The organism is Streptomyces abikoensis (assembly GCF_014648775.1).
Lineage (GTDB): Bacteria > Actinomycetota > Actinomycetes > Streptomycetales > Streptomycetaceae > Streptomyces > Streptomyces abikoensis.
In genome coordinates this window covers 650,683-673,931 of record NZ_BMRT01000004.1, presented here as the reverse complement: position 1 = coordinate 673,931, position 23,249 = coordinate 650,683, and the positions used below count along the sequence as shown (strand labels likewise).

The 23,249-nt window shown below is 73.7% G+C and carries 20 protein-coding genes and 2 tRNA genes; 5 read left to right on the top strand and 17 right to left on the bottom strand.

All coding sequences use genetic code 11. The features are described from left to right. Nucleotides 1-214 precede the first annotated feature (214 nt). Nucleotides 215-1,324, top strand: a complete 1,110-nt coding sequence (locus IE096_RS17265; protein ID WP_189452583.1) for an LLM class flavin-dependent oxidoreductase — start codon at nt 215-217, stop codon at nt 1,322-1,324. 161 nt (nt 1,325-1,485) lie between these two features. Here the strand turns inward: IE096_RS17265 and IE096_RS17260 are convergent, their stop codons facing one another. Beyond that, the gene (locus IE096_RS17260) at nt 1,486-3,429 is read right to left on the bottom strand and encodes a putative bifunctional diguanylate cyclase/phosphodiesterase (protein WP_189452581.1); all 1,944 of its coding nucleotides are present in this window, start codon (nt 3,427-3,429) and stop codon (nt 1,486-1,488) included. 418 nt (nt 3,430-3,847) lie between these two features. Here IE096_RS17260 and IE096_RS17255 point away from each other — a divergent pair, with 418 nt between their 5' ends. Further along, the gene (locus tag IE096_RS17255; protein WP_189452579.1) at nt 3,848-5,077 is read left to right on the top strand and encodes a M6 family metalloprotease domain-containing protein; all 1,230 of its coding nucleotides are present in this window, start codon (nt 3,848-3,850) and stop codon (nt 5,075-5,077) included. An 82-nt stretch (nt 5,078-5,159) separates the two neighbouring features. Here IE096_RS17255 and IE096_RS17250 read toward each other — a convergent pair. The 7 genes from IE096_RS17250 to IE096_RS17220 form a co-directional block, all read right to left on the bottom strand. Then, nucleotides 5,160-5,233 (bottom strand) — tRNA-Lys (locus IE096_RS17250). Nucleotides 5,234-5,289: 56 nt separating this feature from the next. Beyond that, nucleotides 5,290-5,919, bottom strand: a complete 630-nt coding sequence (locus IE096_RS17245; protein WP_189452577.1) for a bifunctional DNA primase/polymerase — start codon at nt 5,917-5,919, stop codon at nt 5,290-5,292. 145 nt (nt 5,920-6,064) lie between these two features. Beyond that, nucleotides 6,065-6,433, bottom strand: a complete 369-nt coding sequence (locus IE096_RS17240; RefSeq protein ID WP_126914274.1) for a DUF8844 domain-containing protein — start codon at nt 6,431-6,433, stop codon at nt 6,065-6,067. A 172-nt stretch (nt 6,434-6,605) separates the two neighbouring features. Beyond that, nucleotides 6,606-7,958 (bottom strand): AAA domain-containing protein, encoded by a 1,353-nt coding sequence (locus IE096_RS17235; RefSeq protein ID WP_189452574.1) that lies wholly within the window; start codon nt 7,956-7,958, stop codon nt 6,606-6,608. After that, entirely contained in the window at nt 7,955-9,550 is a 1,596-nt protein-coding gene (locus IE096_RS17230) for a hypothetical protein (protein WP_189452572.1), read from the bottom strand. The genes IE096_RS17235 and IE096_RS17230 overlap by 4 nt, the downstream gene beginning before the upstream one ends. Nucleotides 9,551-9,653: 103 nt before the next feature. Further along, nucleotides 9,654-10,868, bottom strand: coding sequence for a hypothetical protein (locus IE096_RS17225; RefSeq protein ID WP_189452570.1), 1,215 nt, complete (start codon nt 10,866-10,868; stop codon nt 9,654-9,656). Next, nucleotides 10,789-11,763, bottom strand: coding sequence for a phosphatase PAP2 family protein (locus IE096_RS17220; protein ID WP_229820261.1), 975 nt, complete (start codon nt 11,761-11,763; stop codon nt 10,789-10,791). Before IE096_RS17220 ends, IE096_RS17225 begins: the two co-directional genes overlap by 80 nt. A gap of 288 nt (nt 11,764-12,051) precedes the next feature. On the opposite strand from IE096_RS17220, the gene IE096_RS17215 reads away from it, so the two are divergent. After that, nucleotides 12,052-12,645, top strand: coding sequence for a histidine phosphatase family protein (locus IE096_RS17215; RefSeq protein ID WP_189452566.1), 594 nt, complete (start codon nt 12,052-12,054; stop codon nt 12,643-12,645). A 172-nt stretch (nt 12,646-12,817) separates the two neighbouring features. Here the strand turns inward: IE096_RS17215 and IE096_RS17210 are convergent, their stop codons facing one another. Continuing rightward, nucleotides 12,818-14,194: an NsdA family TPR-like regulatory protein gene (locus IE096_RS17210; RefSeq protein ID WP_189452564.1), complete on the bottom strand. Its 1,377-nt coding sequence runs from the start codon at nt 14,192-14,194 to the stop codon at nt 12,818-12,820. Between the two features lie 280 nt (nt 14,195-14,474). Between IE096_RS17210 and IE096_RS17205 the strand changes: the two genes are divergently transcribed. Both IE096_RS17205 and IE096_RS17200 read left to right on the top strand, forming a co-directional pair. Then, nucleotides 14,475-14,936 carry a hypothetical protein gene (locus tag IE096_RS17205; protein ID WP_189452563.1) on the top strand — a complete coding sequence of 154 codons (462 nt, stop codon included), beginning with the start codon at nt 14,475-14,477 and terminating at the stop codon, nt 14,934-14,936. A gap of 43 nt (nt 14,937-14,979) precedes the next feature. Next, complete coding sequence (locus IE096_RS17200; protein ID WP_189452561.1) at nt 14,980-15,849, top strand: spermidine synthase; 870 nt, start codon at nt 14,980-14,982, stop codon at nt 15,847-15,849. A gap of 37 nt (nt 15,850-15,886) precedes the next feature. On the opposite strand, the gene IE096_RS17195 is transcribed toward IE096_RS17200, so the two are convergent. The 8 genes from IE096_RS17195 to IE096_RS17160 all read right to left on the bottom strand — a co-directional run bounded on the left by IE096_RS17195 (nt 15,887) and on the right by IE096_RS17160 (nt 22,958). Then, the gene (locus IE096_RS17195; RefSeq protein WP_189452559.1) at nt 15,887-17,275 is read right to left on the bottom strand and encodes a GH1 family beta-glucosidase; all 1,389 of its coding nucleotides are present in this window, start codon (nt 17,273-17,275) and stop codon (nt 15,887-15,889) included. A 40-nt stretch (nt 17,276-17,315) separates the two neighbouring features. After that, nucleotides 17,316-18,164 carry a carbohydrate ABC transporter permease gene (locus tag IE096_RS17190; RefSeq protein ID WP_189452557.1) on the bottom strand — a complete coding sequence of 283 codons (849 nt, stop codon included), beginning with the start codon at nt 18,162-18,164 and terminating at the stop codon, nt 17,316-17,318. A gap of 9 nt (nt 18,165-18,173) precedes the next feature. Next, nucleotides 18,174-19,151, bottom strand: a complete 978-nt coding sequence (locus IE096_RS17185; protein ID WP_189452555.1) for a carbohydrate ABC transporter permease — start codon at nt 19,149-19,151, stop codon at nt 18,174-18,176. A gap of 10 nt (nt 19,152-19,161) precedes the next feature. Next, the gene (locus tag IE096_RS17180; protein ID WP_189452853.1) at nt 19,162-20,412 is read right to left on the bottom strand and encodes an ABC transporter substrate-binding protein; all 1,251 of its coding nucleotides are present in this window, start codon (nt 20,410-20,412) and stop codon (nt 19,162-19,164) included. A gap of 71 nt (nt 20,413-20,483) precedes the next feature. Further along, a complete protein-coding gene (locus IE096_RS17175) occupies nt 20,484-20,693 on the bottom strand; it encodes a cold-shock protein (RefSeq protein ID WP_189452553.1) in 210 nt (69 codons plus the stop codon). 148 nt (nt 20,694-20,841) lie between these two features. Further along, nucleotides 20,842-20,914: transfer RNA gene (locus tag IE096_RS17170), tRNA-His, on the bottom strand. Nucleotides 20,915-21,021: 107 nt separating this feature from the next. Next, nucleotides 21,022-21,627 (bottom strand): oligoribonuclease, encoded by a 606-nt coding sequence (orn, locus tag IE096_RS17165; RefSeq protein ID WP_189452551.1) that lies wholly within the window; start codon nt 21,625-21,627, stop codon nt 21,022-21,024. Nucleotides 21,628-21,632: 5 nt separating this feature from the next. Beyond that, a complete protein-coding gene (locus IE096_RS17160) occupies nt 21,633-22,958 on the bottom strand; it encodes a helix-turn-helix domain-containing protein (protein WP_189452549.1) in 1,326 nt (441 codons plus the stop codon). Between the last annotated feature and the right edge of the window lie 291 nt (nt 22,959-23,249).

The following is a 23,249-nucleotide window of genomic DNA, read 5'->3' as shown; positions in this document are numbered from 1 at the left end:
GTAACGGCGAAACCGACCGCCGCGAGAGGGAGTTGGCGAGAATCGCGGCGACGGTCCTTTCCTGTTCCTGCCCGCCGCGACCTTGGCATATGCCGGTGTCCCGGGACGTTCCGGCCGCGTCCGGCGGAATAAGCGGAGATATTCTCCGGTTGCTGCTGGTCGGAGCGCCACGAGCGCTCCGGACCGAGGCAGTCAACCAGGGAGGCGGGCCACCGTGGCCGACGTGCAGGACGACATCATCCGGGCGAAACCCCTCGGCAGCGCGCCCGTTGCCCTGTCCGTACTGGATCTCGCGACCGTCGGCAGCGGCCGGACGGCACGGCAGGCCCTGACCGCGACGGTCGAGATGGCGCGGCTCGCCGAGCGGCGCGGCTACCACCGCTTCTGGGTCGCGGAGCACCACTCCATGCCCGGCGTCGCCAGCTCCTCCCCGGCCGTCATCCTGGCCCACCTCGCCGCCCACACCGAGCGCATCCGCCTCGGCTCGGGCGGAGTGATGCTGCCCAACCACGCGCCGTTGGTGATCGCCGAGCAGTTCGGCACGCTGGAGGCCCTCGCGCCGGGGCGCGTCGATCTGGGGCTGGGGCGCGCGCCCGGCACGGACGGCGCCACCGCGGCGGCGCTGCGCCGCCAGGACCGGCTCGCGGAAGGCGCGGACGACTTCCCCCAGCAACTGGCCGAACTGACCCGCTTCCTGGACGACGACTTCCCCGACGGCCACCGCTTCGCCCGCATCCACGCCGTCCCCGGACCCATCCAGGGGCGGGTGCCGGGCGGGGTGCAGCGCGCCGACCGGCCCTCGATCTGGCTGCTGGGCTCCTCCGGCTTCAGCGCCCGCCTGGCCGGGCTGCTCGGCCTGCCGTTCTCCTTCGCGCACCACTTCTCGTCGGCCCACACGCTTCCCGCGCTGGAGCTCTACCGCGAGTCCTTCCGGCCCTCGGACGTCCTCGACCGCCCCTACGCCAAGATCGGCGTCCAGGCGCTCGCCGCCGACGACCCCAAGGAGGCCCGCCGCCAGGTCCTCACCGGCGCGATGGCGATGCTCCGCCTGCGCACCGGCCGGCCGGGCCTGGTCCCGTCGCCGGAGGAGGCGGAGTCCACCGCACTCGGCCTCGCCGAGCAGGAGTTCGTCGCCGATTGGCTGCGAAACGTGGTCTTCGGTACACCGGACGAGGTACGCGAGGGCCTCGACGCGCTGGCCAAGCGCACGGGCGTGGACGAGCTGATGATCACGGCCAACACCCACACCCCCGAGACGCGGCTGCGCAGCTACGAGCTGATAGCCGACGCGTACGGGTTCCCCGGCGGCGCGGCCGGGCAGTGACGTGAGGGGGCGGGGTGGGGCGGATGGGCCCTGGTAGGGGCGTAAAGGCCTCTTCGCCGCTGGAGCCACATACGGGGCAACCAGCACCGCGATAGCAGGCACCGCGAAGAGGCCAGCCCCGTAAGGGCCCGTCCGCCCCACCCCGCCCCCGCCCCGCGGACTTACGGACGTACCCCCGTGGTGAGCAGCGCCGAGATCCGGTCCGCCGGCACGGGGCGGGAGTAGAACCACCCCTGGCCCGTGTCGCACCCGATCCGCCCCAGCCGTTCCGCCTGCTCCGCGCTCTCCACGCACTCCGCCGTCACCGTGAGCCCCAGACGGTGGGCCAGTTGCACCAGCGCCTCGACGATCGTCTCGTCGGCGGGGTTGGGGTGCTCCTCGGCCCGGAAGCCGTGGACGAAGGAGCCGTCGAGCTTGAGGGTGGAGACGGGCAGCCGGCTGAGGTAGGCGAGGTTGGAGTAGCCGGTGCCGAAGTCGTCGATGGCGATGGCGACGCCCATGTCGCGCAGCGCCTGGAGCTGCTGGAGCGGCCGGCCGGCCGAACCCATCACCGCCGACTCGGTGAGCTCCAGCTGCAGCAGCCGCGCCGGCAGCCCCGTCTCGGCGAGGATCCCGGCGACGTCCGCCACCAGGTCGGAGTCCCACACCTGACGTACCGCCACATTGACGCTGACCACGAGCGGTTCGCCCGGGTGGTCGAGCTGCCAGCGGCGCGCCTGACGGCACGCGGTGGCGAGGATCCAGCGGCCGAGCGGCACGATGGCACCGGTCTCCTCGGCCAGTCCGATGAACCGATTCGGCGCGAGCGTCCCGTACTGGGGGTGCCGCCAGCGCACCAGCGCCTCCACCCCCCGTACGACACCGTCGCCCAGCCCCACGAGCGGCTGGTACTGGAGGACGAACTCCCCCCGCTCCACGGCCGGCCGCAGGGTGTTGGACAGCGCCTGCCGGGTCATCCGGTGGGCGTTGCGCTCGGGGTCGAAGAGCGTCCAGCGGGCCTTGCCGTCGGCCTTGGCCCAGTAGAGCGTGGTGTCCGCGGCCTGCATCAGCTCCGTCGCGTGCGTCCCCGCCGCCGGGCGCTCGACGACGCCGATGCTCGCCGACACCGCCAGCCGTTGCCCCGCCACCTCGAACGGGCGGGTGAGCGCCGCCTGGACGGCCGCGGCGAGATCGACCAGCTGCTCGGTGCCCGCGGACTCCTCGACCAGCAGCGCGAACTCGTCGCCGCCCAGCCGGGCCACCAGATGCCCGTCCGGGGCCGCGCACTCCGTCAGCCGCCGGGCGACCGCGCCCAGCAGCAGATCCCCGGCCCGGTGGCCGAGGGTGTCGTTGACCGCCTTGAAACCGTCGAGGTCGAGGTAGCAGAGCCCGATCCGCCCGCCGCGGCGCCGGTCGCCGCCCGACAGTCCGTCCGGGTGCGGTCTGGCGTCCGGGTGCGGCCTGGCGTCGGGGTAGGGCGGGGCGTCGGGGTGGTGCGGGGTGTCCGGGGGCGGTACGCCCTCCGGGCGGGGCATGGCGGCCGCCAGGGCGGCGGCCAGGCGTTCGAAGAACAGGCTCCGGTTGGGCAGCCCGGTCACCGGATCGTGCATCCGCAGGTGCCGCAGCCGGGCCCGCAGATCGCGCCGGTCGGTGATGTCGGAGACCGACAGCAGGGCGTCGCGGGTCTCCGGCAGCGCGGTGACGGTCACCTCGGCCCACACCTCCCGGCCGCCGGGCCGTCTGAGCCGGCGGGTGCAGTTCAGCCGGTCGCGGCGGCCGAGGAGGACCTCGCGGTAGGCGCTCCACGCGCGGGGGTCCTCGCGCAGCCCGGCGAGTTCGGCGGCGGGGGAGTCCCGCAGCAGGTCGGGGTCGGTGCCCAGCAGTACGCCCAGGGCGGCGTTGGCGGTGCGTACGCGGCCGTCGCGGCCGACGACGGCCATGCCGAGCTGTGCGGCCCGGAAGGCGGCGCGGAAATCGTCCGGCGTGACATCCGACGCGACGTCCGACGCGAAATCCGGCGTGGCATCCGAAACGTTCGAGGCGTCATCCGACGTGGCATGACGTTGCGTGACGACTGGCGGCGTGGGGTCGGGCGGACCGCCGTGGCCGTCGAGTGTTCCGCTCAACGCTCGCTCCCGCGTGACAGTGGTTCCGCACGGGGTCCGTGCGGGGAGTCGTACGTCTCGTACGCGTGGTGGAAAAGACGGCAAATCGCCGTCTGTAGGGGGATTCCGTGCTGGAAGTGTGGCGAGCATAGAGCCCGCGCAGGGACCGTTCCAGCGGCCCGGCCGCGAGGGGTGGAGCCGTCGGCTTGGGTCCGACCGTTTCTGTCCGTCCATGCGCGTCCGCGCACACTCACGCCTGAGGCTGGATGGTTGCGTCTAGTCGATTGACCGTCAGTGACTGAGTGTGATGTACCCAGAAGTCGGCTTAGTCACTCGACTGGGGTAGTGAAACGGGGCATAACACCGCAAATAACAAGAGGGTGGGTGAGGTCTCCCGATTCCGTCCCCGGAGGTCGACGTGGTGCGTCCGCTGACACCCATGGGAGTGGACCGGCCGCGACGCGCGGAGCGGTCCCGGCTGCGCCGCATCGGCGCGGTGCTCACCTGCCTGTGCGCGATCGCCACGACCGTGGTCGCCGCGCCGGCCCATGCCACGGGGCCCGGCGGCCCCTGTGCGCTGCCCCGCAGTCAGGCCCACCACTCCGAGGGCCTCGACACCTGGAATCAGGACTACCCCCGGCCCGTCGGACGGCTCGACGCCGTGATGGTCTTCCTGTCCTTCCCGGACTCCAAGCCCTTTGTCACCCCCGACCGGCTCGCCGCCGACCACTTCCCCGGCACCTCGCGCTTCTTCGAGCGCGCTTCCTACGGCAGGTTCACCCTGCGTGTCCACCCGCTGAAGAAGTGGTTCCGGATGCCCCGGCCCTCGGGCGACTACCACATACAGCGCGACTGGGACGGGGAGCAGCGCTCCGCCTATCTGCGGGACGCCATCGCCGCCGTCGACAAGGAGGTCGACTTCCGGCGCTACAACCTCGTCTATCTGGTCGCCGACCCCGACGCCCCCGGCGTCGACTCCGACGCGACCAAGGTCGTCAACCTCGAGGAACCCATCTCCGTCGACGGCACCGAGCTGCGCCGGGTGGTCACGGTCTTCGAGCACCACCCGCCGGACCGCAATGTCCTCGCGCACGAGACCGGTCACGTCCTGGACCTGCCCGACCTCTACCACCGGCCGACCGACGGCAAGGGCGACTGGGACACCCACGTGGGCGACTGGGACATCATGGGCAGCCAGTTCGGGCTCGCCTCGGAGCCCTTCGGCTGGCACAAGTGGAAGCTGGGCTGGCTCGCCCCGCGTCAGGTCGACTGCGTCAGCGGGCCGGGCACCACCGTGCACACCGTTCAGCCGCTGGAGTCCCCCATGCGCCCGGGCCCGGACGCCCGCACCCGCATGGTGGTGGTCCGTACCGGGGTGACCAGCGCGATCGTCGTCGAGGCGCGCAGCGCCACCGGCAATGACTCGGCCACCTGCACCGAGGGGGTCCTCGTCTACCGGGTGCGCAGCGATACCGCCTCGGGCGGCGGGCCCATCCAGGTGCTGGACGGGCATCCGGGCGGGCACGCCTGCTGGGGCGAGTCCGTCTACCCGCCGCTGGCGGACGCGCCGCTGGGGGCGGGGGAGGCCCTGGAGGCGGACGGGGTGCGGGTGGAGGCGCGCGGACACCTGGCGACCGGGGCGTGGACGGTCCGGGTGACCCGGGGCTGACCCCTGGTGGATATACGTCTGGATGCACGTCTGGATACACGTCGAAGGCCCTCACCGTGTGGTGAGGGCCTTCGACCGTCTGTGCGCCGCCAGGGACTCGAACCCCGGACCCGCTGATTAAGAGTCAGCTGCTCTAACCAACTGAGCTAGCGGCGCCTGCTGACGTGGAAGACTTTAGCACCCCGATCCGGTGGAAAGAAAATCCGTATGTTTCAGCCCCCCGTGGTGATGGGTAGGGTCGTCGCCCGGGCGGCCCGGACGCAGGCCCAGAGCAGGGCGTCGGCGCCCGGCAGCCGGGGGCGGCGCACCTCCGGGGCGATCAGCCAGCGGGCGACGGCCGACGTGGGCTCGCTCCCCTCGGGCGACGGGTAGAGCGGGGGGACGGTCACGGCGTCGCCCGTGCCGTAGCAGAGCAGCGGGGGAGCCGTACGGTCCCGGCGGCCCCATTCCTCCCAGGCCAGCAGCGCGGGCAGCCGCTGGGCCGTGCCGGGCGCGGCGAACAGCAGCAGCCTGCCGCGGTGGGCCGCCACCGGCCCGGAGCCGGGGCCGCCGGGCGACCACAGCCGGGCCAGTATCCGGCGGCCGAAGAGGGCCGGGGCGTCGATCACGTCGAACACCGTGCCGCAGGGGAGCACGACCGGGGCCATCGGGTCGTCGGCCCACAGGGCGTGCACCTCGTGGGGCGCTCTGCCGGCGGACGCGAGCCAGTCGGCCCCGGCCAGGGTGACGTACGCGGGGGCGGGCGGCGCCCAGGAGGCGGAGGGCGCGGGGGCGGGCGCGGGTGAGGGAACGGGCGTGGGCCGGTGGCGGGCGGGGCGCGGGTCGTACGGCCGGGAGCTCATGGGCCCATGCTCCAGCCAGGACGGGGGGCCGTCGGGGCGAGTTCCGGGAAACCGGGACAGGGGCGGTGACAGTGCGCTACCTTGTGCGCCGCATATGCCAACGGCCCATGATCGAGGACCATGGGCCGTCCGGCCGTGGGCCGGGTCAGTCGGCCTGGCTGCTGCCGCGCAGCAGGTCACGGCCGAACTCGACCATCTTCTTCGTGTAGTCCTCGCTCCACTCCGCCCGCTCGGCGATCACCGCCGTCGGCAGTCTGTCGAAGCGCCGGGGATCGGCGAGCTGAGCCGCCGCCACCGCCTGGAACTCCGTCGCCCGGTCCGCTGCCGCGCGGAACGCCAGGGCCAGCTCGGTGGAGCGGGCCAGCAGCTCACGCGGGTCCTCGATCGATTCGAGATCGAAGAAGTGCTCGGGGTCGGCGACGGCCTCGGGTGGCTCGAAGAGCAGCTGCGCGGGCTTCAGGCGGCGCGGGCCCTCACTGCCCGGCCCACCGGGAGCCTGCTTCGGCTCGCACATGTACATACCTCCAGAATCGTCTGCACCGTCATCCATTGTCCTGCCGCGCGCAAGTGCGCCCCCGCCCCGCCCCGGGCCGCGCCCCCACGCCCCACACCGCCCGACACGCCGCTGAACACGCCCGACAGCGCTGACCGGACGGGCTCCGAACGGGCTCGGCCCGGGCCCCGGCTCACGGCCGCCACGGGACGCGGTGCTCGGCCAGATGCGCCCACACCGCGTGATTCGCCTCCCAGCCGTCCGGGAACTTCACCGTCACCCCCAGCCGTACCGGCTCCGTCGACGGGTGCTCGTCCAGCAGGCGGTCGACGCCGGCACGGCTCACCACGACGCACGCGTGCCGGTGCCGTGAGGCCAGCACGCACAGGCGACCCGTCTCCAGGTGGAACGCCGTCGCGTCCGGGCGGCCCGACAGCGGGTGGAGCACGACCGTCACGTCGAACTCACGGCCCTGGAGCCGGTTCGCCGTATCCACTGTCACCCCGGTCACCCCCTGTTCCGCAAGGGCCGCCCGGACGGCCGCGGCCTGGTCGCGGTGGGCCGTGCCCACCGCGATCCGGTCCGCGGTCAGCGGCGCCGGATCCGGCGAGCGCTCGCCGGTCACGGCCCCGCCCCGGTCCAGCATCCGGCGGACCACCAGCGCCACCGCGCCCACCGCCTCCGGGTCCGTGCGCGGCGTGTGCCGCGCGGGCAGCTCCAGCAGGCCCCAGCCCGACTCGGCCGCCTCGTCCAGCACCCGGTCCGGGCCCGAGCCGTCGGAGGGCACGCCGAAGGACAGCAGCCGGTCGCCGTGGTCCGTGCCGCTGCGGAACGGGGTGTACGGATAGAAGGCCGCCGACACCAGCGGCGCCGCCGACGCCGGCAGCCGCCACGACACCGGCAGCCGGTGCTGCGGCAACCCCGGATTGTGGGCGAGCAGTGTGCTCACCGCGCTCGCCGACGGGTCGTACGACAGCCCCGCCCACTGCTCCGCACCCACCACGCTGAACGGATCCAGCTGGCCCGGGTCGCCCACGAACAGCGCCCGCTCGAACAGCCCCGCCACCGCCAGGAGCGCGTCCGAGCGCATCTGGTACGCCTCGTCGACGATCGCGTGCCCCCAGGGCTCGGCCACCTTGGTGTGCGCCCACTTCGCCGCCGTGGAGATCACCACGTCCAGCCCGGCCAGATCCGCCGCCTTCGCGGAGGTCACGACCGAGTCGAGCGCGTCGAGCGCCGGGTCGTAGGGGTGGCGCTCATTGCTGTGCAGCCGGCCCACCGGCAGCCCGGGATCCTGCTCGGCCAGCCGCAGCACCAGATCGTCGACCTGGGCGTTGGTCTGGGCGACGACCATCAGCGGGCGGCCGGCGGCGGCCAGCTCCCGGGCCGCCCGCACCACCAGCGTCGACTTGCCCGCGCCGGGCGGCGAATCCACCACGACGCCGCGGTGCGGGCCGTGCAGCGTGTCGCGCAGGATCGCGTCCGTGGCCGCCTTGGCCGCCGCGGCGGGGTCGAAGGCGCGCTCGCGCGCCAAAGGAACGGTCACAGCAGATCCTCCGCGGTCACCGGGTCGGGAGCCTCGGCCGGGCCCTCGGCGGGCGGGCCGCCATGGGTCCAGGGCGTCCGCTCGGGGTCGGGCAGCTCGGGGCCGCCCCGGGGCGCGTGCTCGAACAGCGTCCAGCACACCCGATCGCCCACCTCGGGCACGGAACCCGCGTCGGGCACCTTGCCGCGCCCCATGCCACCGGTCAGCCGCACGGTCAGAATACCGGGGCCGGCGGGGTCGTACGCCACGAACTCGGCGCTCTGCGATCTGCCGTCCGGCAGGGCGCGGTGGAGCGCGACGCCCTCCGCGAGCAGCGGCGCGTCGGCCGTGCGGACGGTCACCAGGGGCCGCGGCCTCGGCACCTTGGCCTCGGTGTACTCCATCACCACCTCGGCGACCTCCCCCGCGAACGCCTCCCCGGCCAGCCGCCGGCCCGCCATCACCAGCGGGTCGTCCAGCGCCTCCTGGGCGTCGAGCTGCGCCTGCGCGCTCTCGCGGGCGGCCAGCTTGCGCGCGGCCGTGACCGCGTCGTCCCGCCGGGGCTGCGGCGGCTCCCCGGCGCGGACGCGGTCGCGGTGCGCGGTGTACGACCAGCGGTCGCGCTTCCAGCGCTCGGCGACCCGCGCGCCCTCCGGGAGCGTCCGCAGCAGGTCGACGCCGTGCCAGACGGCGTCCCAGGTGGGGCGCAGCTGCGTCGCCAGCAGCTCGCGGATCTCGCTCTCGGCGGCGGCCAGCTCCGCCCGGGCGGGCGCGAACCGGTGCGCCGACGCCTCCAGGACGGCCGCGCGGGCCCGGTCGTAGCGGGCGACGGCGGGGGCCAGCCGCTTGTTGTCGAAGACCGGGTCCGTGGCCGGGCCGGCGGGCGGGTGGACCAGCAGCCCGTCCGGCCCGCGCGCCAGCTCCGCGCGCAGCGCCGCCTCCGGGCCCGGCACGCCCTGCGGCGGGTCGATCCAGGCGAGCAGGGAACCGAGGTGCTGGTCCTCCAGCACGCTCTGGCCCGTCGCCCAGTGCCGGCCCAGCACCTGCGTCATCGCCAGCAGCAGCGACGACCCGGGCACCCGGGCGCGCTCCCCGAAGTGCGTCAGCCAGCGCCCCAGCATCGGCACGCGCGGCGGCGCGGGGTGGGGCGCGTCGGGGTCCTGCTCGGCGGTGCGGCGGAAGCGCATGGACCGGCCGAGCAGCCGGACGTACTCCACGCCCGCCGCGCTCGGCACCAGCAGCTGCGGGGCGTCCGCGCACAGCTCGACCTCGACCGGCACCTTCCTCCCCGTGCCGGGGTCGGTCTCCTTGCGCTGCTCCAGCTCGACGGCGTCGCCGAACTCCTCCAGGTACGGCAGCAGCGCGTCGGCCAGCTCGGCGAGGAACGCGGACCGCAGATCCCTGTCGCGCGGCTGCGCCACGAACAGCAGCCGGGGCGCGTCCCGCTCCGTGCCCACCATCGCCCCGAGCGGCGCACCGGCCTCACCGGCGGTCGTCAACGGCACGAACACACACGGCCGCTCGGCGACATGCCGGTGCCGCACGGTGACGACCGGCCGCGCCCGCCCGTCCCGCACGGCTTCCATCCGGGCGAGGGTACTGATCAGTGACATGGGGGCTGCTCCCTTCTTTCCGCCGCGACGGCGCTCCGCCCGCGCCGCGCCGGCCGGCGGTGCCCGGCGGGCATCGGCCGATCCGCCGGCCAGGGCCGCCGGCTCACCGGCCCGCCCCGGCCAGGGCGCCCTCGTCGGCCGGGGCGAGCGCCAGCGCCTCCGCGCGGAGCGCGGACGCGCGGCGGAGGGCCGCGACCGCCGGGTCGTCGGGGGAGCCGGCCTCGCCCGCGGCCGCCGCGAGGACGGACGCGACGGTGGTCAGGCCACCGAGCTCCGCGCGGACGCCGCGCCCCAGGGTCTGCACGGAGTCCGCCGCGCGGGCCCGCGCCCGGCAGTGGAAGGCCAGCTCGCACGCCGCGAGGCACTCCGGCGCGTACGCCGCCGCGACCGCGTCCAGAGCCTCGGCCAGCTCGTCGGCGGGCCGGGTGGGGGTGCGGCCGTCGTCGGCCGGGCACAGATCGAACGTCGTGCCCTCCGGGAGCCCGGCGGCGATCTCCGCCACGCCCGTCAGCCGCTCCAGCTGGCGGCGCGTGGTGGCCAGCGGCTTGCGGAGGTCGACGAGGGCGGCGGCCGGCAGGTTGGAGAAGTCCTTCGGGCAGACCAGCAGGGCCTGCTCGCGCACCGCCGCCGCGCCCTCCGCCATCCGCTCGGCCACGGCCTCGAGCGCCAGCGCGTACACCGCCGCCTGCCGGGCGGCCGCGCCGACCTTCGCCGCGTCGGCGGAACCGTCGATCATCGCGAAGGACTTGATCTCGACGACCGTCCAGCCGCCGTCGGGATGGACGACGATCGCGTCCGGCTCCAGATACGCCGGCGTCCCGGCGACGGTGAGCGCCAGCAGGGGGTGGTCCAGCACGGCCCACCGCCCGGCGGCGGTCGCCTCGCGCAGGGCGAGGGCCGTGCGCGCCGTACGGCCCTGGAGCCCGGTGGCGGAGAGGTCGGGCGTGTCCACGGAGCCCGGGCCGGGCGCGGGGGAGCCGTCGGCCAGCCGGTCGTGGAGCAGGCGGACGAGCTCCGCGCCGCCGTCGGACTTGACGCGGGCCTCGAAGGAATGGCCGCGTACGAAGGCGAACTGCGACTGCCCGAACGTCACGGGCGCGCCCACGGCCCGTGCCAGCGCCGCCTTGTCCACCCCCGCCCCGTCGAGCAGGGCGCGGCGGTGACAGCCGGGGTTCGCGGCGAGCGCCGCGAGCGCGCGGGCGTCGAGCGGGACGGGCGCGACGGAGGGGCCGCGCAGCTCAGCGAGCCGCTGTCGCAGCGCCGTCGGTGCGGCTGTCCCCGGCCCTGCCCCGGGCCGGCTGTCGGGGGATCTGGTCACTGGCGTCCGCCTCGCGAAGTCTCTCCGGCGCCCCCGGGCGAACCCGGGACGGCGCAGTACCCGCTGTACCCGCCGAAGTCTCGCACCCGGCACTGACATTCGCCGCTGCCACGGCCGTTTCCGCAGGTACGGCGGGTGCCGCCGGGGCGAGGCGGGCGCGGATCCGTTCGGCGAGCCGCAGCGCCGGGCGGGCGAGGAGGAAGCCCGTGCCCATCACGGCGGCGCCGGCGACGGCGTCGAGGAGGTAGTGGTTGGCGGTGCCCATCACCACGAGGGTGATCAGCAGCGGATAGGCGACGCCCGCGACCTTGGTCCAGACCGTGCGGCCCTGGGCCCACAGCACGACGCCGCACCACAGGGCCCAGCCCACGTGGAGGCTCGGCATGGCCGCGTACTGGTTGGTCAGCCCGCCCAGGCCGCGCGGGGCGCTGGCGTCGCCGCCCCACCAGCCGTACTCGGAGTACTGCCGCATCGTGTCGACGAAGCCGTAGGACGGGTCGAGGAGGCGGGGCGGGCAGGTGGGCAGGAGGGTGAAACCGATGAGGCCGATGAGGGTGGAGATCATCAGCCAGGTGCGCATCCGGCGGTAGTGGTCGGGGCGTCGCCTGAAGAGCCAGACCAGGAGCGCGGGGGTGAGGAGGTAGTGGAGGGCGGCGTAGGCGAAGTCGGCGGGTATGCCGAGCGCCGAATGATCGGTGAACAGCCGGTTGAGCGAGGGCTCGATGTTTATTCGGAACGTTTTTTCAAGATCGAGTATCGCCACGCCGTGATCCACGGCCGACTGCACATCGCCTCTTACCAACAGCCGCCCGGCCGAGTAGAGCCCGTACACCACGGCGATCAGTGGCAGTTCGGTCCACCAGCGCGGCCGCTTCCCCAGTGGTGCGGTGTACATCCGGACGCTCTCCATGTGTTCAGGCGGCCAATAAGCGCGATATGCAACCGTACGGTGTACGCCACATCTCTCGCACACCGCCCCGTGAGTCCACCCGAACCCCGAGGTGCGGGGTGGGAGACGCCGGGAATGGCCGGAGGGTTGCCCGTTGGTGAAGTGAGTGATGATGGGGAGCGAAACTCATCCTGTTCCCGAGGTGACCGACTTCACGCCTTTCACCCGGGTCCACGATCACGGCACGAAGATCACCGCAGGCATCACCGCACGCACCTCGTAAGGACTCACCCCATGGCACCGCGCATCCTGCTGGCCCGGCACGGACAGACGGAGTGGTCGCTGTCCGGCAAGCACACCGGCCGCACGGACATCCCCCTCCTCGACGAGGGGCGGCGCGGCGCCAAGCTGCTGGGCGAGCGGCTGCACCGCGCCCCGTGGGACGGCCTGCCGGACGTGGAGGTCCGGACGAGCCCCCTCGTCCGCGCCAAGGAGACCTGCGAGCTGGCCGGCTTCGGCGGCCGGGCCGCCGAGTGGGACGCGCTCATGGAGTGGGACTACGGCGCCTACGAGGGCATGACTCCCGCCGAGATCAAGGCGGGCCGTCCCGACTGGCTGATCTGGCGCGACGGCGTTCCCGAGGGCGAGACCCGGGCGGAGGTCGCCGCCCGGGCGGACGAGGTCGTGGAGTGGGCTCGCTCGGCCGACCGCGACGTGCTCGTCTTCGCCCACGGCCACATCCTGCGGACCATCGCCGCGCGCTGGATGGGCGAGGACATCTTCTTCGGCTCCCGCATCCGCCTCGACCCGACCTCCCTGTCCATCCTGGGCTGGGCGTACGGCGCGCCGGCGATCGAGCGCTGGAACGACACGGGCCACCTCGCCTGACGGCTCGGTGGATCACCGGGGTGCGCCCCCCTGGGCGTGGGCCGGTTCGGCACCGCCGGACGCGCGGGCGGGGCGTCCCGCCGTCGCGGCGGAAGGGGGACCCCACCCCGCCGCGACGGTGATCAGCCACCGCGCCGGAGTCCGGCGGTGCCGAACGGCCCAGGGGCACCCCTCAAGCCGGCCGCACGGCCACCTCGTGCCGGCCCAGGAAACCCGACACCGCCGGGTTTGAGGCGTGACGGCGCAACATACGGGCCGTCGACGCCAGCATCGTCCTGATGCGGGCCGACTGGACCTGCTCCAGCAACTCCAGCGCCTTCCCCCCGGCCACGGCCGCCGCGTCCGGGGAGCCGCCCCGGGCCAGGTCGCCCGCCAGCTGCGCGGTGTAGAGCGCGATGTTCCGGGCGAAGTGCGGGTCCTGGAGCGCGACCGCGCGCTCCGCGTGGTCCGCCGCGCGCCGCCAGTCGCCCAGGGCGGACCAGCACTGGGCCTCCAGGCCCTCCAGCTCCGCCTCGCCGAAGAAGGTCATCCACTCCGGGTCGGCCTCGGCCGCCCCGCGCCCGAAGAGCGTCCGGGCCCGCCCCAGCGTCTCCTCGGTCGCCTGCCGGTCGCCCAGCCGCGCCCAGCCCCCCGCCTCGCGCAGGGTCAGCAGGGACATCAGCCGCGCCGACCCCAGCCGCCGCCCCGCCCGCTGCGCGGCCTGCGCGGCGCGGATCGCCTCGCGGGGGCGGGCCGCGTCCCGGGCGAGGAAGGCCATGTTGCAGAAGGCGTGCGCCTCCAGCGCCGGGTCCCCGGCCACCCGCGCGGTGGCCAGGGCCTCCGCGTAGTGGGAACGGGCGTCCGCGAACCGGCCGGAGTCGTGCGCCAGCCAGCCCACGGAGATCGCCAGTTCGCCCGCGCCGGAGTGCAGCCGGTCGGCGACCGACCGCCGTCTGGTCTCCGCGTCCAGCAGTCCGTAGGCCGCCTTCAGGGGACGCGCGGCGCGCCGGTAGAGCCCGTCCGCGCCGTGCCGGTCGTCGAGCAGCCGGATGTGCCGCACCGCCTGTTCGACGGCGGCCGCCTCGGCCTCCCCCGCGTGGCGCCGGTGCGCCCGGGGACCGGCGCCCAGGGACGCGGCGGCCACGGCGACCGTGCCGGAGGTCATGAACGCGCGACGCAACACGTCGCTCTCCTCGCTGCTCTCGGTGGAGCTCTCCGCCGCACCGGAGGAGGTACGGCTTTCGGCGGGGCTCTCGGATGAACCGGGCGGCGCGGAGCCCTTCTTGCGCGCCCCCCTGCCACGCACGCTCTCGCGGGGGGCGAAGCCCATGTCCGCCGGCTCGCGGCCGGGGAACATGTGCCGGAACACCCGCTCGTAGGCGTAGTTGGGGCAGCGGATCTCCCCGGACTCCACACGCCCGATGTAGCGCGCGTCGCACGAGACGTGTTCGCCGATCTCCCGGGCCGCACGACGCACGGCGGCCGCGAATTCCCCTGGTGAACGCGGGCCGCGCAACTGCCGGAACGCGAGGTTGGGACGGGGTGACGAGGACGCGTGGGGCGACGCCATGGCCGGACCCTCTCCTGGCGAGCCGCCCCGAGGGCAACCCGCGAGGCGGGCGGCTGTGCTTGCCGTGTGGCGTGATGACCGTACCGGCTGCGGCGATTCCGCTACATCCGGTTTGACTACAAAACGGATATCCCACCTGTCATCCGCCATGAACTGCCATCCTTTGCGGCGGCACGGCGCCGTAGCCGTTGACGCGTCCACGCGTTGAACCGGAAGAGCGCGAGCGCGCTCGGCGTGGATCCCGACGCGGAGTCGGGCACGGCGTGAGGAGGGGTTTCCCGTGGTGGAGGCCGGAGTGGACATCGACGGCTCGCGGACGACGGCCCTGCGGCGGCCGTTCCAGGACCACAGCACGTCCCCGTACCCGCCGCAGGCCGGAGGCGACGGCGCCGAGGCAAACCCCTGCGACCTGGTCACGGTCCCCGCGCGCCAGGGCCTGGAGGCCGTCGACATCCTCCGGCTGCGCGACGGAGTGGGCCCCGTCCTCCACGACGGCGACTGCGACACCCTCGGCTTCCTCGTCCCGCCCGGCACGGCCGACGGCTGGGACCTGCCCGGCAGCGCCTGCACCCAGACCTACGGCCGCGGCCTGCGGACGAGCGCCGCCGAGCCCCCCGTCAACGGCACGGGCTGGCTCGTCGCCCCCGACGCCGCCTACGCCTCCGCCACCGACCCCGCCGTGCTCCGCGCCGCCCTCGGCGAGGCCGCCCGCACCATCGAGGCCGTCGACCGCTGCCGCTAGCGCCCCCCGTGGGCCCGCCGCCCGCACCGGCGATACTGGAGGGGTGGCGAAGGGCAAGCAGAAGCAAGGGCGCGGGCGCGCCGCCGAACCGATATCCGTGCGGGTGGCGGGCGGTCTGGCGGAGCTCGTCCCCGACCGCGACCGGCCGCGCGGCCGCACCCTGCTGATCGACGGGGCCCCGCAGTCCCACGTCGACCTGGACGACCCCGCCCACCTGGACTTCTCCTACCAGCGACGGCTCGGCCACATCGCCGACCTCGTCGCACCGCCCGGCAAACCCCTCCAGGTCGTCCACCTGGGCGGCGGCGCCTTCACCCTCGCCCGGTACATCGCCGCCACCCGGCCCCGCTCCACCCAGCAGATCGTCGAGATAGACGCGCCGCTGGTCCAGTTCATACGGGCCGAGCTGCCGCTGGAGCCGGGCTGGCGCATACGGGTGCGCGGCACCGACGCCCGGGAGGGGCTCGCCAGGATCCCCGACGGCTGGGCGGACCTGATCATCGCCGACGTCTTCAGCGGCGCCCGCACCCCCGCCCACCTCACCAGCACGGAGTTCGTCACCGACGTCCGGCGCGCCCTGCGCCCCGGCGGCCACTACGCCGCCAACCTCGCCGACGGCCCGCCGCTGGCCCACCTCAAGGCCCAGATAGCGACCGTCCGCACCGTCTTCCCCGAGCTGTGCCTCACCGCCGACCCGGCGGTGCTGCGCGGCCGGCGCTTCGGCAACGCCGTGCTGCTGGCCTCCGACCACGAGCTGCCCATCGCCGAGCTGACCCGCCGGGCCGCCACCGACCCCCACCAGGGACGGGTCGAACACGGCCGCCCGCTCCTCGACTTCACCGGTGGCGCCGAGCCCGTCACCGACGCGAGCGCCCGGCCCTCGCCCGCCCCACCGCCCTCCGTCTTCGAGTGATGGGCCTTCGTGTGACGGGCCTTCGCGTGACGGCCCTTCAGTCGATGGGCAGCTGTCCCGTCCGCGCCACCCGCGCGTACCACCGCGCGCTGGACTTCGGTGTACGGGCCTGGGTGGCGTAGTCCACGTACACCGCGCCGAACCGCTTGCTGTAGCCGTACGCCCACTCGAAGTTGTCCAGCAGCGACCAGAGGAAGTAGCCCCGGACGTCCGCGCCGTCGCCGAGGGCCCGCAGCACAGCCTCCAGATGGGCGCGGAGATAGGCGGTCCGCTCGGGGTCGTCGACCGTGCCGTCGGCGCCCGGCTTGTCGTCGTACGCGGCGCCGTTCTCGGTGACGATCAGCGGCAGCCCGGGGGCCTCGCGGGCGAAGCGCGTCAGCAGGTCGTACAGGCCGGTGGGGTCGACGGCCCAGTCCATCGCGGTGAGCTTGCCCGGCGGCCGGTGGAAGGCCACACCCCCGGCGCCCGGCCAGGGGGAGGGCTCCCGCCGGCCGGGCGCCGGGGGATTGTCAGTGGCGGCTGATACGACTGTGGGCGAGTAGTAGTTGATGCCCAGCGCGTCGAGGGGGTGCCGGATGACGTCCGTGTCGTCGCCGCGTACGAACGACCAGTCCGTGATGGCCGCCGTGTCGGCGAGGAGGTCCTCGGGGTACGCCCCGCGCAGCATGGGCCCGGTGAAGATACGGGTGGCCAGCGCGTCCACGCGTCGTGCCGCGTCCTGATCGGCGGGCGAGGGCGTACGGGCCCGTACGGCGGCGGGGTTGAGCGCCACGGTCAGCCGGGCCCGCGAGGGCAGCACGGCGCGCAGCGCCCGAGCGCCCAGGCCGTGCGCCAGGTTGAGGTGGTGCGCGGCCCGCAGCGCGGCCTCGTCGTCCGTGCGGCCTGGGGCGTGCACCCCGGCCGCGTAGCCCAGGAAGGCGCTGCACCAGGGCTCGTTGAGGGTGGTCCACAGCTCGACGCGGTCGCCGAGCGCCTCGCCGACGAGCCGGGCGTACTCGGCGAAGCGGTGGGCGGTGTCGCGCTCGGGCCAGCCGCCCGCGTCCTCCAGCTCCTGTGGCAGGTCCCAGTGATAGAGCGTCAGCATCGGCTGGATGCCGTGGTCGAGGAGGTCGTCGACGAGTGCCCGGTAGAAGTCGAGCCCGCGCGGCGAGGCCGGGCCGCGGCCGGTGGGCTGGACCCGGGGCCAGGAGACGGAGAAGCGGTACGCGCCCAGGCCCAGCTCCGCCATGAGGCGGACGTCCTCGGCACGGCGGTGGTAGTGGTCCGTCGCCGTGTCCCCGGTGTCGCCGCCGAGCACCCGGCCCGGCGTGCGGGAGAAGGTGTCCCAGATGGAGGGGGTGCGGCCGTCCTCGCCGGCCGCGCCCTCGACCTGGTAGGCGGCGGTCGCGGCGCCGAAGAGGAAGCCGGGCGGGAAGTCCACGGTCATGTCGCACGCTCCGGAAGGAGAGGGGGAAACGGTGGGGGAGTCAGCCCTTGAGCGCGCCGCGCATGATGCCGCCGACGATCTGCCGGCCGAGGAGCGTGAAGGCCAGCAGCAGCGGCAGCGTGCCCAGCAGCGCCCCGGCCATCACCACGGCCTGGTCGGGGACATAGCCGCGGCCGAGCCCGGTGAGGGCCACCTGCACGGTCGGGTTCTCCTGGGTCAGCGCGATCACGGGCCAGAAGAAGTCGTTCCACGCCTGGACGAAGGAGAGCATCCCCAGCACGGCCATCGCCGGCCGGGCGACGGGGAGGACGACGTGCCACACCACGCGCACGCTGCTCGCCCCGTCCACGCGGGCCGCCTCGATCAGCTCGTCGGGCAGCGCCTCGATCAGGTACTGCCGCATGAAGAACACCCCGAAGGCGCTCACCAGCGCCGGCAGGACGACGGCCCGCAACTGGTCGGTCCACCCCAGCCGTGCCACGATCATGAAGAGGGGGACGACGCTCAGCTGCGGCGGCACCATCATCGTGCCGACGGTCAGCAGGAGCAGCGCCCGCCGGAAGCGGAACCGCAGCTTGGCGAAGGCGAAGCCGGCGATGGTGCAGAAGAGCACCGTGCCCAGCGCCACCGTCCCCGCGACGAGCGTGGTGTTGGCGAGGGCGAGGCCCAGCCGGGCGTCGGTCCACGCCGTGCCGAGGTTGGTGAGCAGCCTGCCGCCGAACCACAGCGGCGGCGGGGTGTGTGCCAGCCGGGCGCTGTCGCCGGAGGCGGCCACCGCCGTCCACACGAGCGGGAAGAGCGAGCCGGCGGTGAAGAGCGTCAGGACGGCGTACGCCACGGGCCCCGCGCGCGGCCGTCGCCCGATGCCGGTACCGATGCCGGTCGTCACGTCGCCCTCTCACCGGTCCTTCCCCAGCCACCGCGCGAGGAGCGCGTTCACGGCGGCGATCAGCAGCAGGAGCAGGAACATCGTCCAGGCGACGGCCGAGGCGCGCCCGAGGTGGTAGTTGAACCAGCCCTGTTCGTAGAGGTAGAGCCCCAGGGTCTGGAACTGGTGGGAGGCGCCGCCCTTCTGGCCGCCCGCCCCGCCGAACAGCAGGGGCTCGCCGAAGAGCTGGGTCGCCCCGATGGTGGAGACGACGACGGTGAAGAGGATCGTGGGCCGCAGCGCCGGCACGGTGATGTGCAGGAACTGCCGCGCTCGCGAGGCGCCGTCGAGCGCCGCCGACTCGTAGAGCTCGTCGGGCACGGCCTGCATGGCGGCCAGGTAGATCAGCGCGTTGTAGCCCGTCCACCGCCAGATCACGATCGAGGAGACCGCGCACCGCGAGCTCCAGGTGCCGTTCTGCCAGTCGACCGGGCCGACGCCCGCCGCCTCCAGCGCCCAGTTCACCATGCCGTAGTCCCGCCCGTAGAGGACGACGAAGACGAGCGTGGCGGCGGCGACGGAGGTGGCGTAGGGGGTCAGCAGCGCGACCCGCCAGAAGGTGGCGGCGCGCAGCCGGTAGTGGAGGAGGTGCGCCAGCCCCAGCGCCATCAGCAGCTGTGGCACGGTCGACAGGACGCCGATGGTGAAGGTGTTGCGCAGCGCGTTCCAGAAGAAGCCGTTGCCGAGCAGCCGGGCGTAGTTGGTCAGGCCCGCCCATTCCATGCGCTCGGGGGAGGTCAGCTCGACGCGGTGCAGTGACGTCCACCCGGTGTAGAGGAGGGGGAAGAGCCCGAACGCGGTGAAGGAGAGGAAGAACGGGGCGATGAACGCGTAGGGGCTGTAGCGGAGGTCCCAGCGGTGGAGGCGGCTGCCCGGGCGCTCCCGGCCGCGCGGCCGGGACCCGGGGGCGGTGGCCGCGCCCTCGACGACGGGGGTCGTCGCGGTCATTCGTCCACCGTCATTCGTCCACCGCGTTCTCGATCTCCCGCTGTGCCGCCCGCCAGCCGTCCCGGGGCGATCTGCCCTGCTGTTCGACCTGGGGGATGCCGACCTCGGTGAACGCGAGCCCGATCTGCTGCTCGCGCGGCCCGAAGAACAGCGTCGGGACGTGCCGGGCCGCCTCCGTGAAGATCCTCCCGATGGGCGCGTCGCCGAAGTAGGGGTTGCGGGCGTCCCTGACCTCCGGCATGGCGTAGGAGGCCGGGGTGGAGGGGATGCCCGCCTGCCGTTCGAACAGCTTGGCCTGCTGGGCGGGGGCCGTCAGCCAAACGGCGAGCTCGATCGCGGCGGCCCGGTGCCGGGCGGCCCTGGGCACGCCGATGAAGGAGCCGCCCCAGTTGGCCGGCCGGGGCGCGGCGGCCACGTCCCACTGGCCCCGGCCCGCCGGGCCCGACTTCTCCTTGATGTAACCGAGCATCCAGGGCGGGCAGGCGACGGTGGCGAAGCGGCCGTTGGCGTACGCCTGGTCCCAGGGCTTCTCGAACTGTTTGAGCCGGGCCGTCAGCCCGTCCCGGGCGGCCCGCGTCGCCAGGTCCCAGGAGGCCCGGACGGCGGGGCCGTTCCGGTAGCGGGGACGGCCCTCGCGGTCGTAGTAGCGCTCGGGGTAGCCGTGCACGGCGGCGTTGTAGAGGCCGGCCGCCGAGTCGGTGAAGACCGTGCCCGCCGGGGCCCGGCGCCGGTAGGCCCGGCCGGCCTCCAGATAGCGCCGCCAGTCCCCGGCCCACAACCTGCCGACCGCCTCCCGGTCCGTGGGGAGCCCCGCCCGCTGGAAGAGATCCTTCCGGTAGCAGACGGCGATCGGCCCGATGTCCGTGCCGAGGCCGATGGTCCGGCCGTCGGGGGTGGTGGCCTGCGCCCACTTCCAGGAGAGCCAGTCGCCCTGGTGGACGCCCTTGGCGCGGGAGAGGTCCTCGAAGAGGTCGCCCCGGGCGGTGGCCAGCTCATGGACGTTGGCGACCTCCATGGCCTGGATGTCGGCGAGGCCGCTGCCCGCCGCGAGGTGGGTGAGCAGCTGGGGGTAGTAGGCCTCGTTCCGGTCGATCACGGATTCCTTGATCGTGACGCCCGGGTGGAGCCGTTCGTACTCCGTGTAGAGGCCGGCCTGCTTGTAGCCGAAGACACCGAAGGTGCCGACGGTGATCGTGGTGCGCCGGGCGCCCCTGCTGTCCCCGTCGTCTCCGTCCTTGGCGCAGCCGTCGAGCAGGCTCATGCCGAGGACCAGGGCGGCGGCGACCACGAACAGCAGGGCGCGGCGTCGGTAGGGCCCGCTCGACCAGGCGGTCACTGGATGACGGTGACGTTCTCCGCCTGCGGCCCCTTCTGTCCCTGGGTGACGTCGTACTCGACCCTGTCGTTCTCGTGGAGCTCCTTGAAGCCGGTTCCCTGGACGGCGGAGAAGTGGACGAACACGTCCGGGCCTCCGTCGTCCTGTGTGATGAAGCCGAATCCCTTTTCGGCGTTGAACCACTTCACTGTGCCTGTTGATGCCATCGGTCATGACCCTTCGTCCGGTACCGGCATCTCAGCTTTGCCCGGATGGAGGGCAGAAGTCCCCCGACCGCCCCTGGCGTCACCCCTGAGGACTACAAAACGAAAAGAGCCCGGTCCGCTTGAAGCGGACCGGGCTCTTCCCGATCAGGGTGAGTAACGGGACTCGAACCCGCGACATCCTGGACCACAACCAGGTGCTCTACCAGCTGAGCTATACCCACCACGTCCGGCGTTTGTTTCCGTGTTTCCCACCGGCCGAGAAGAAGTCTACAGGGTCTTGAGGGGTGCTCGCTCCCAGCTTTCGCCGTGCCGGGAGCGAGCTACGTCACTATGCCTGAGCGGACAGGACGTGCTTGGCCGCGATGGCCTTCGCCGTGTCGGAGTCCGGCCCGGGCTGGGGGACGAAGATCGCCTCGCGGTAGTAGCGGAGCTCGGCGATCGACTCGCGGATGTCCGACAGCGCCCGGTGGTTGCCGTTCTTCTTGGGGCTGCTGAAGTAGGCGCGCGGGAACCAGCGGCGGGCCAGCTCCTTCACCGAGGACACGTCCACGATCCGGTAGTGCAGATGGCCTTCGAGCGCGGGCATGTCCCGCAGCAGGAAACCGCGGTCGGTGCCGACCGAGTTTCCGCACAGCGGGGCCTTGCCCGGCTCCGGGACGTGCTCGCGGATGTAGGCCAGGACCTGCCGCTCGGCGTCCTCGAGCGTGGTCCCGCCGTCCAGCTCCGCCAGCAGCCCGGAGGCCGTGTGCATCTCGCGCACGACCTCGGGCATGGTGGCGAGGGCCTCGGCGGGCGGGCGGATGACGATGTCCACGCCGTCCCCGAGGATGTTCAGCTCAGAGTCGGTGACCAGGGCGGCCACCTCGATGAGCGCGTCGGACGACAGCGAGAGCCCGGTCATCTCGCAGTCGATCCACACCATGCGATCGTTCATACGTCTCACCCTACGGGGCGTTCCCGCTGTCCGGGCAGGCGCGGAGCGTAGAGGTCCGTATCCGGCTTCCCCGGATCTCCCGGACCCAGCCCGTGCCCGCCGTGCCCCGGCGAGTGAGAGATGTGTCCGCTGTGTCCACCCGGCGGCGGAGGAGCGCCCAGGGGCGCGCCCGTCATCGCGTGGGCGGGCAGCGCCGCACGGCGCATCGCCATCAGCGACGGCTCCCCCGGCCGGGGATCCAGTGGATCCGGCCGGTCGAACCGGTCGCCGCGCTCCGGCCGCTCGCCCCGCTCCGGCCGGTCCACCGGGCCGCCCTGCGGCCGGCGCGCCCGGTAGGCGGCCCGGTAGGCGGCGGGGGAGGACCCCAGCTGCCTGCGGAAGTGGCCGCGCAGGGCCACGGGCGAGCGGAAGCCGCAGCGTCCGGCGACCTCGTCCACGGAGTAGTCCGAGGTCTCCAGGAGCCGCTGGGCCTGGAGCACCCGCTGAGTGATCAGCCACTGCAGCGGGGCGCTCCCGGTGAGCGAGCGGAACCGCCGGTCGAAGGTGCGACGGCTCATGTACGCGCGGGCGGCCAGGGTCTCCACGTCGAACTGCTCGTGGAGGTGCTCCAGCGCCCAGGCGACGACCTCGGCCAGCGGGTCGGCGCCGATCTCCTCGGGTAAAGACCTGTCGAGGTAGCGCTCCTGTCCGCCGGCGCGGCGGGGCGGCACGACGAGTCGGCGGGCCAGGGCCCCCGCGGCGTCGGCGCCGTGGTCGGTGCGGACGATGTGCAGGCACAGATCGATGCCCGCCGCGGTGCCCGCGGACGTCAGTACGTCGCCGTCGTCCACGAAGAGCTCCCGGGGGTCCACATGGACCGACGGATAGCGCTTCGCGAGCGTGGGCGCGTACATCCAGTGGGTGGTGGCGGGCCTGCCGTCGAGCAGGCCCGCGGCGGCCAGTACGAAGGCCCCGGTGCACAGCCCGACGATGCGGGCACCCTCCTCATGGGCACGGCGGAGCGCGTCGAGCGCGGCGGCGGGCGGCGGCTGGGTGATCGACCGCCAGGCCGGTACGACGACGGTCCCGGCCCTGGAGAGTGCCTCCAGGCCGTACGGTGCGGTCAATTCCAGGCCGCCGGTCGTTCGCAATGGCACATCTTCGCCCGCGCACACCAGCAATCGGTAGCGGGGAACCCCCGCGTCCTGCCGGTCGATGCCGAACACGGAAAGCGGGATGGAGCTTTCGAAGATGGGGCCGCCGCTGAAAAGCAGCACGGCGACGATCTCCCGGCGGCGGCGTCCGGAGAGCTTGCGCGCGGTCTCCGGTACGGTCGTGGAGTCCTGGCTCATGGCGCTAAGCCCCCCTCGGCGGTCGAGTCCTCTCGGTCCTGCACGTTTCCCCTCGGTCCTGAACGGTTCCCCCGCCGGTCATGGCCAAGATCGAATCTACTGCGTCGCTTGGAGACGCGGTGACCAGTTCACCACCCGCCTCTAAATCGACATGACAACTTGGCGCGAAGCGTTCGATCACGAAGCGTTGCACTTGCAGGCTCCGGTGAAAAGTACGCCTCTCGCCCCTGCCCACACTCCTCAGTCGGCAACCGCCCTCAGCGGTTCTTTCCTTGCTGGTCGACCGGCTGA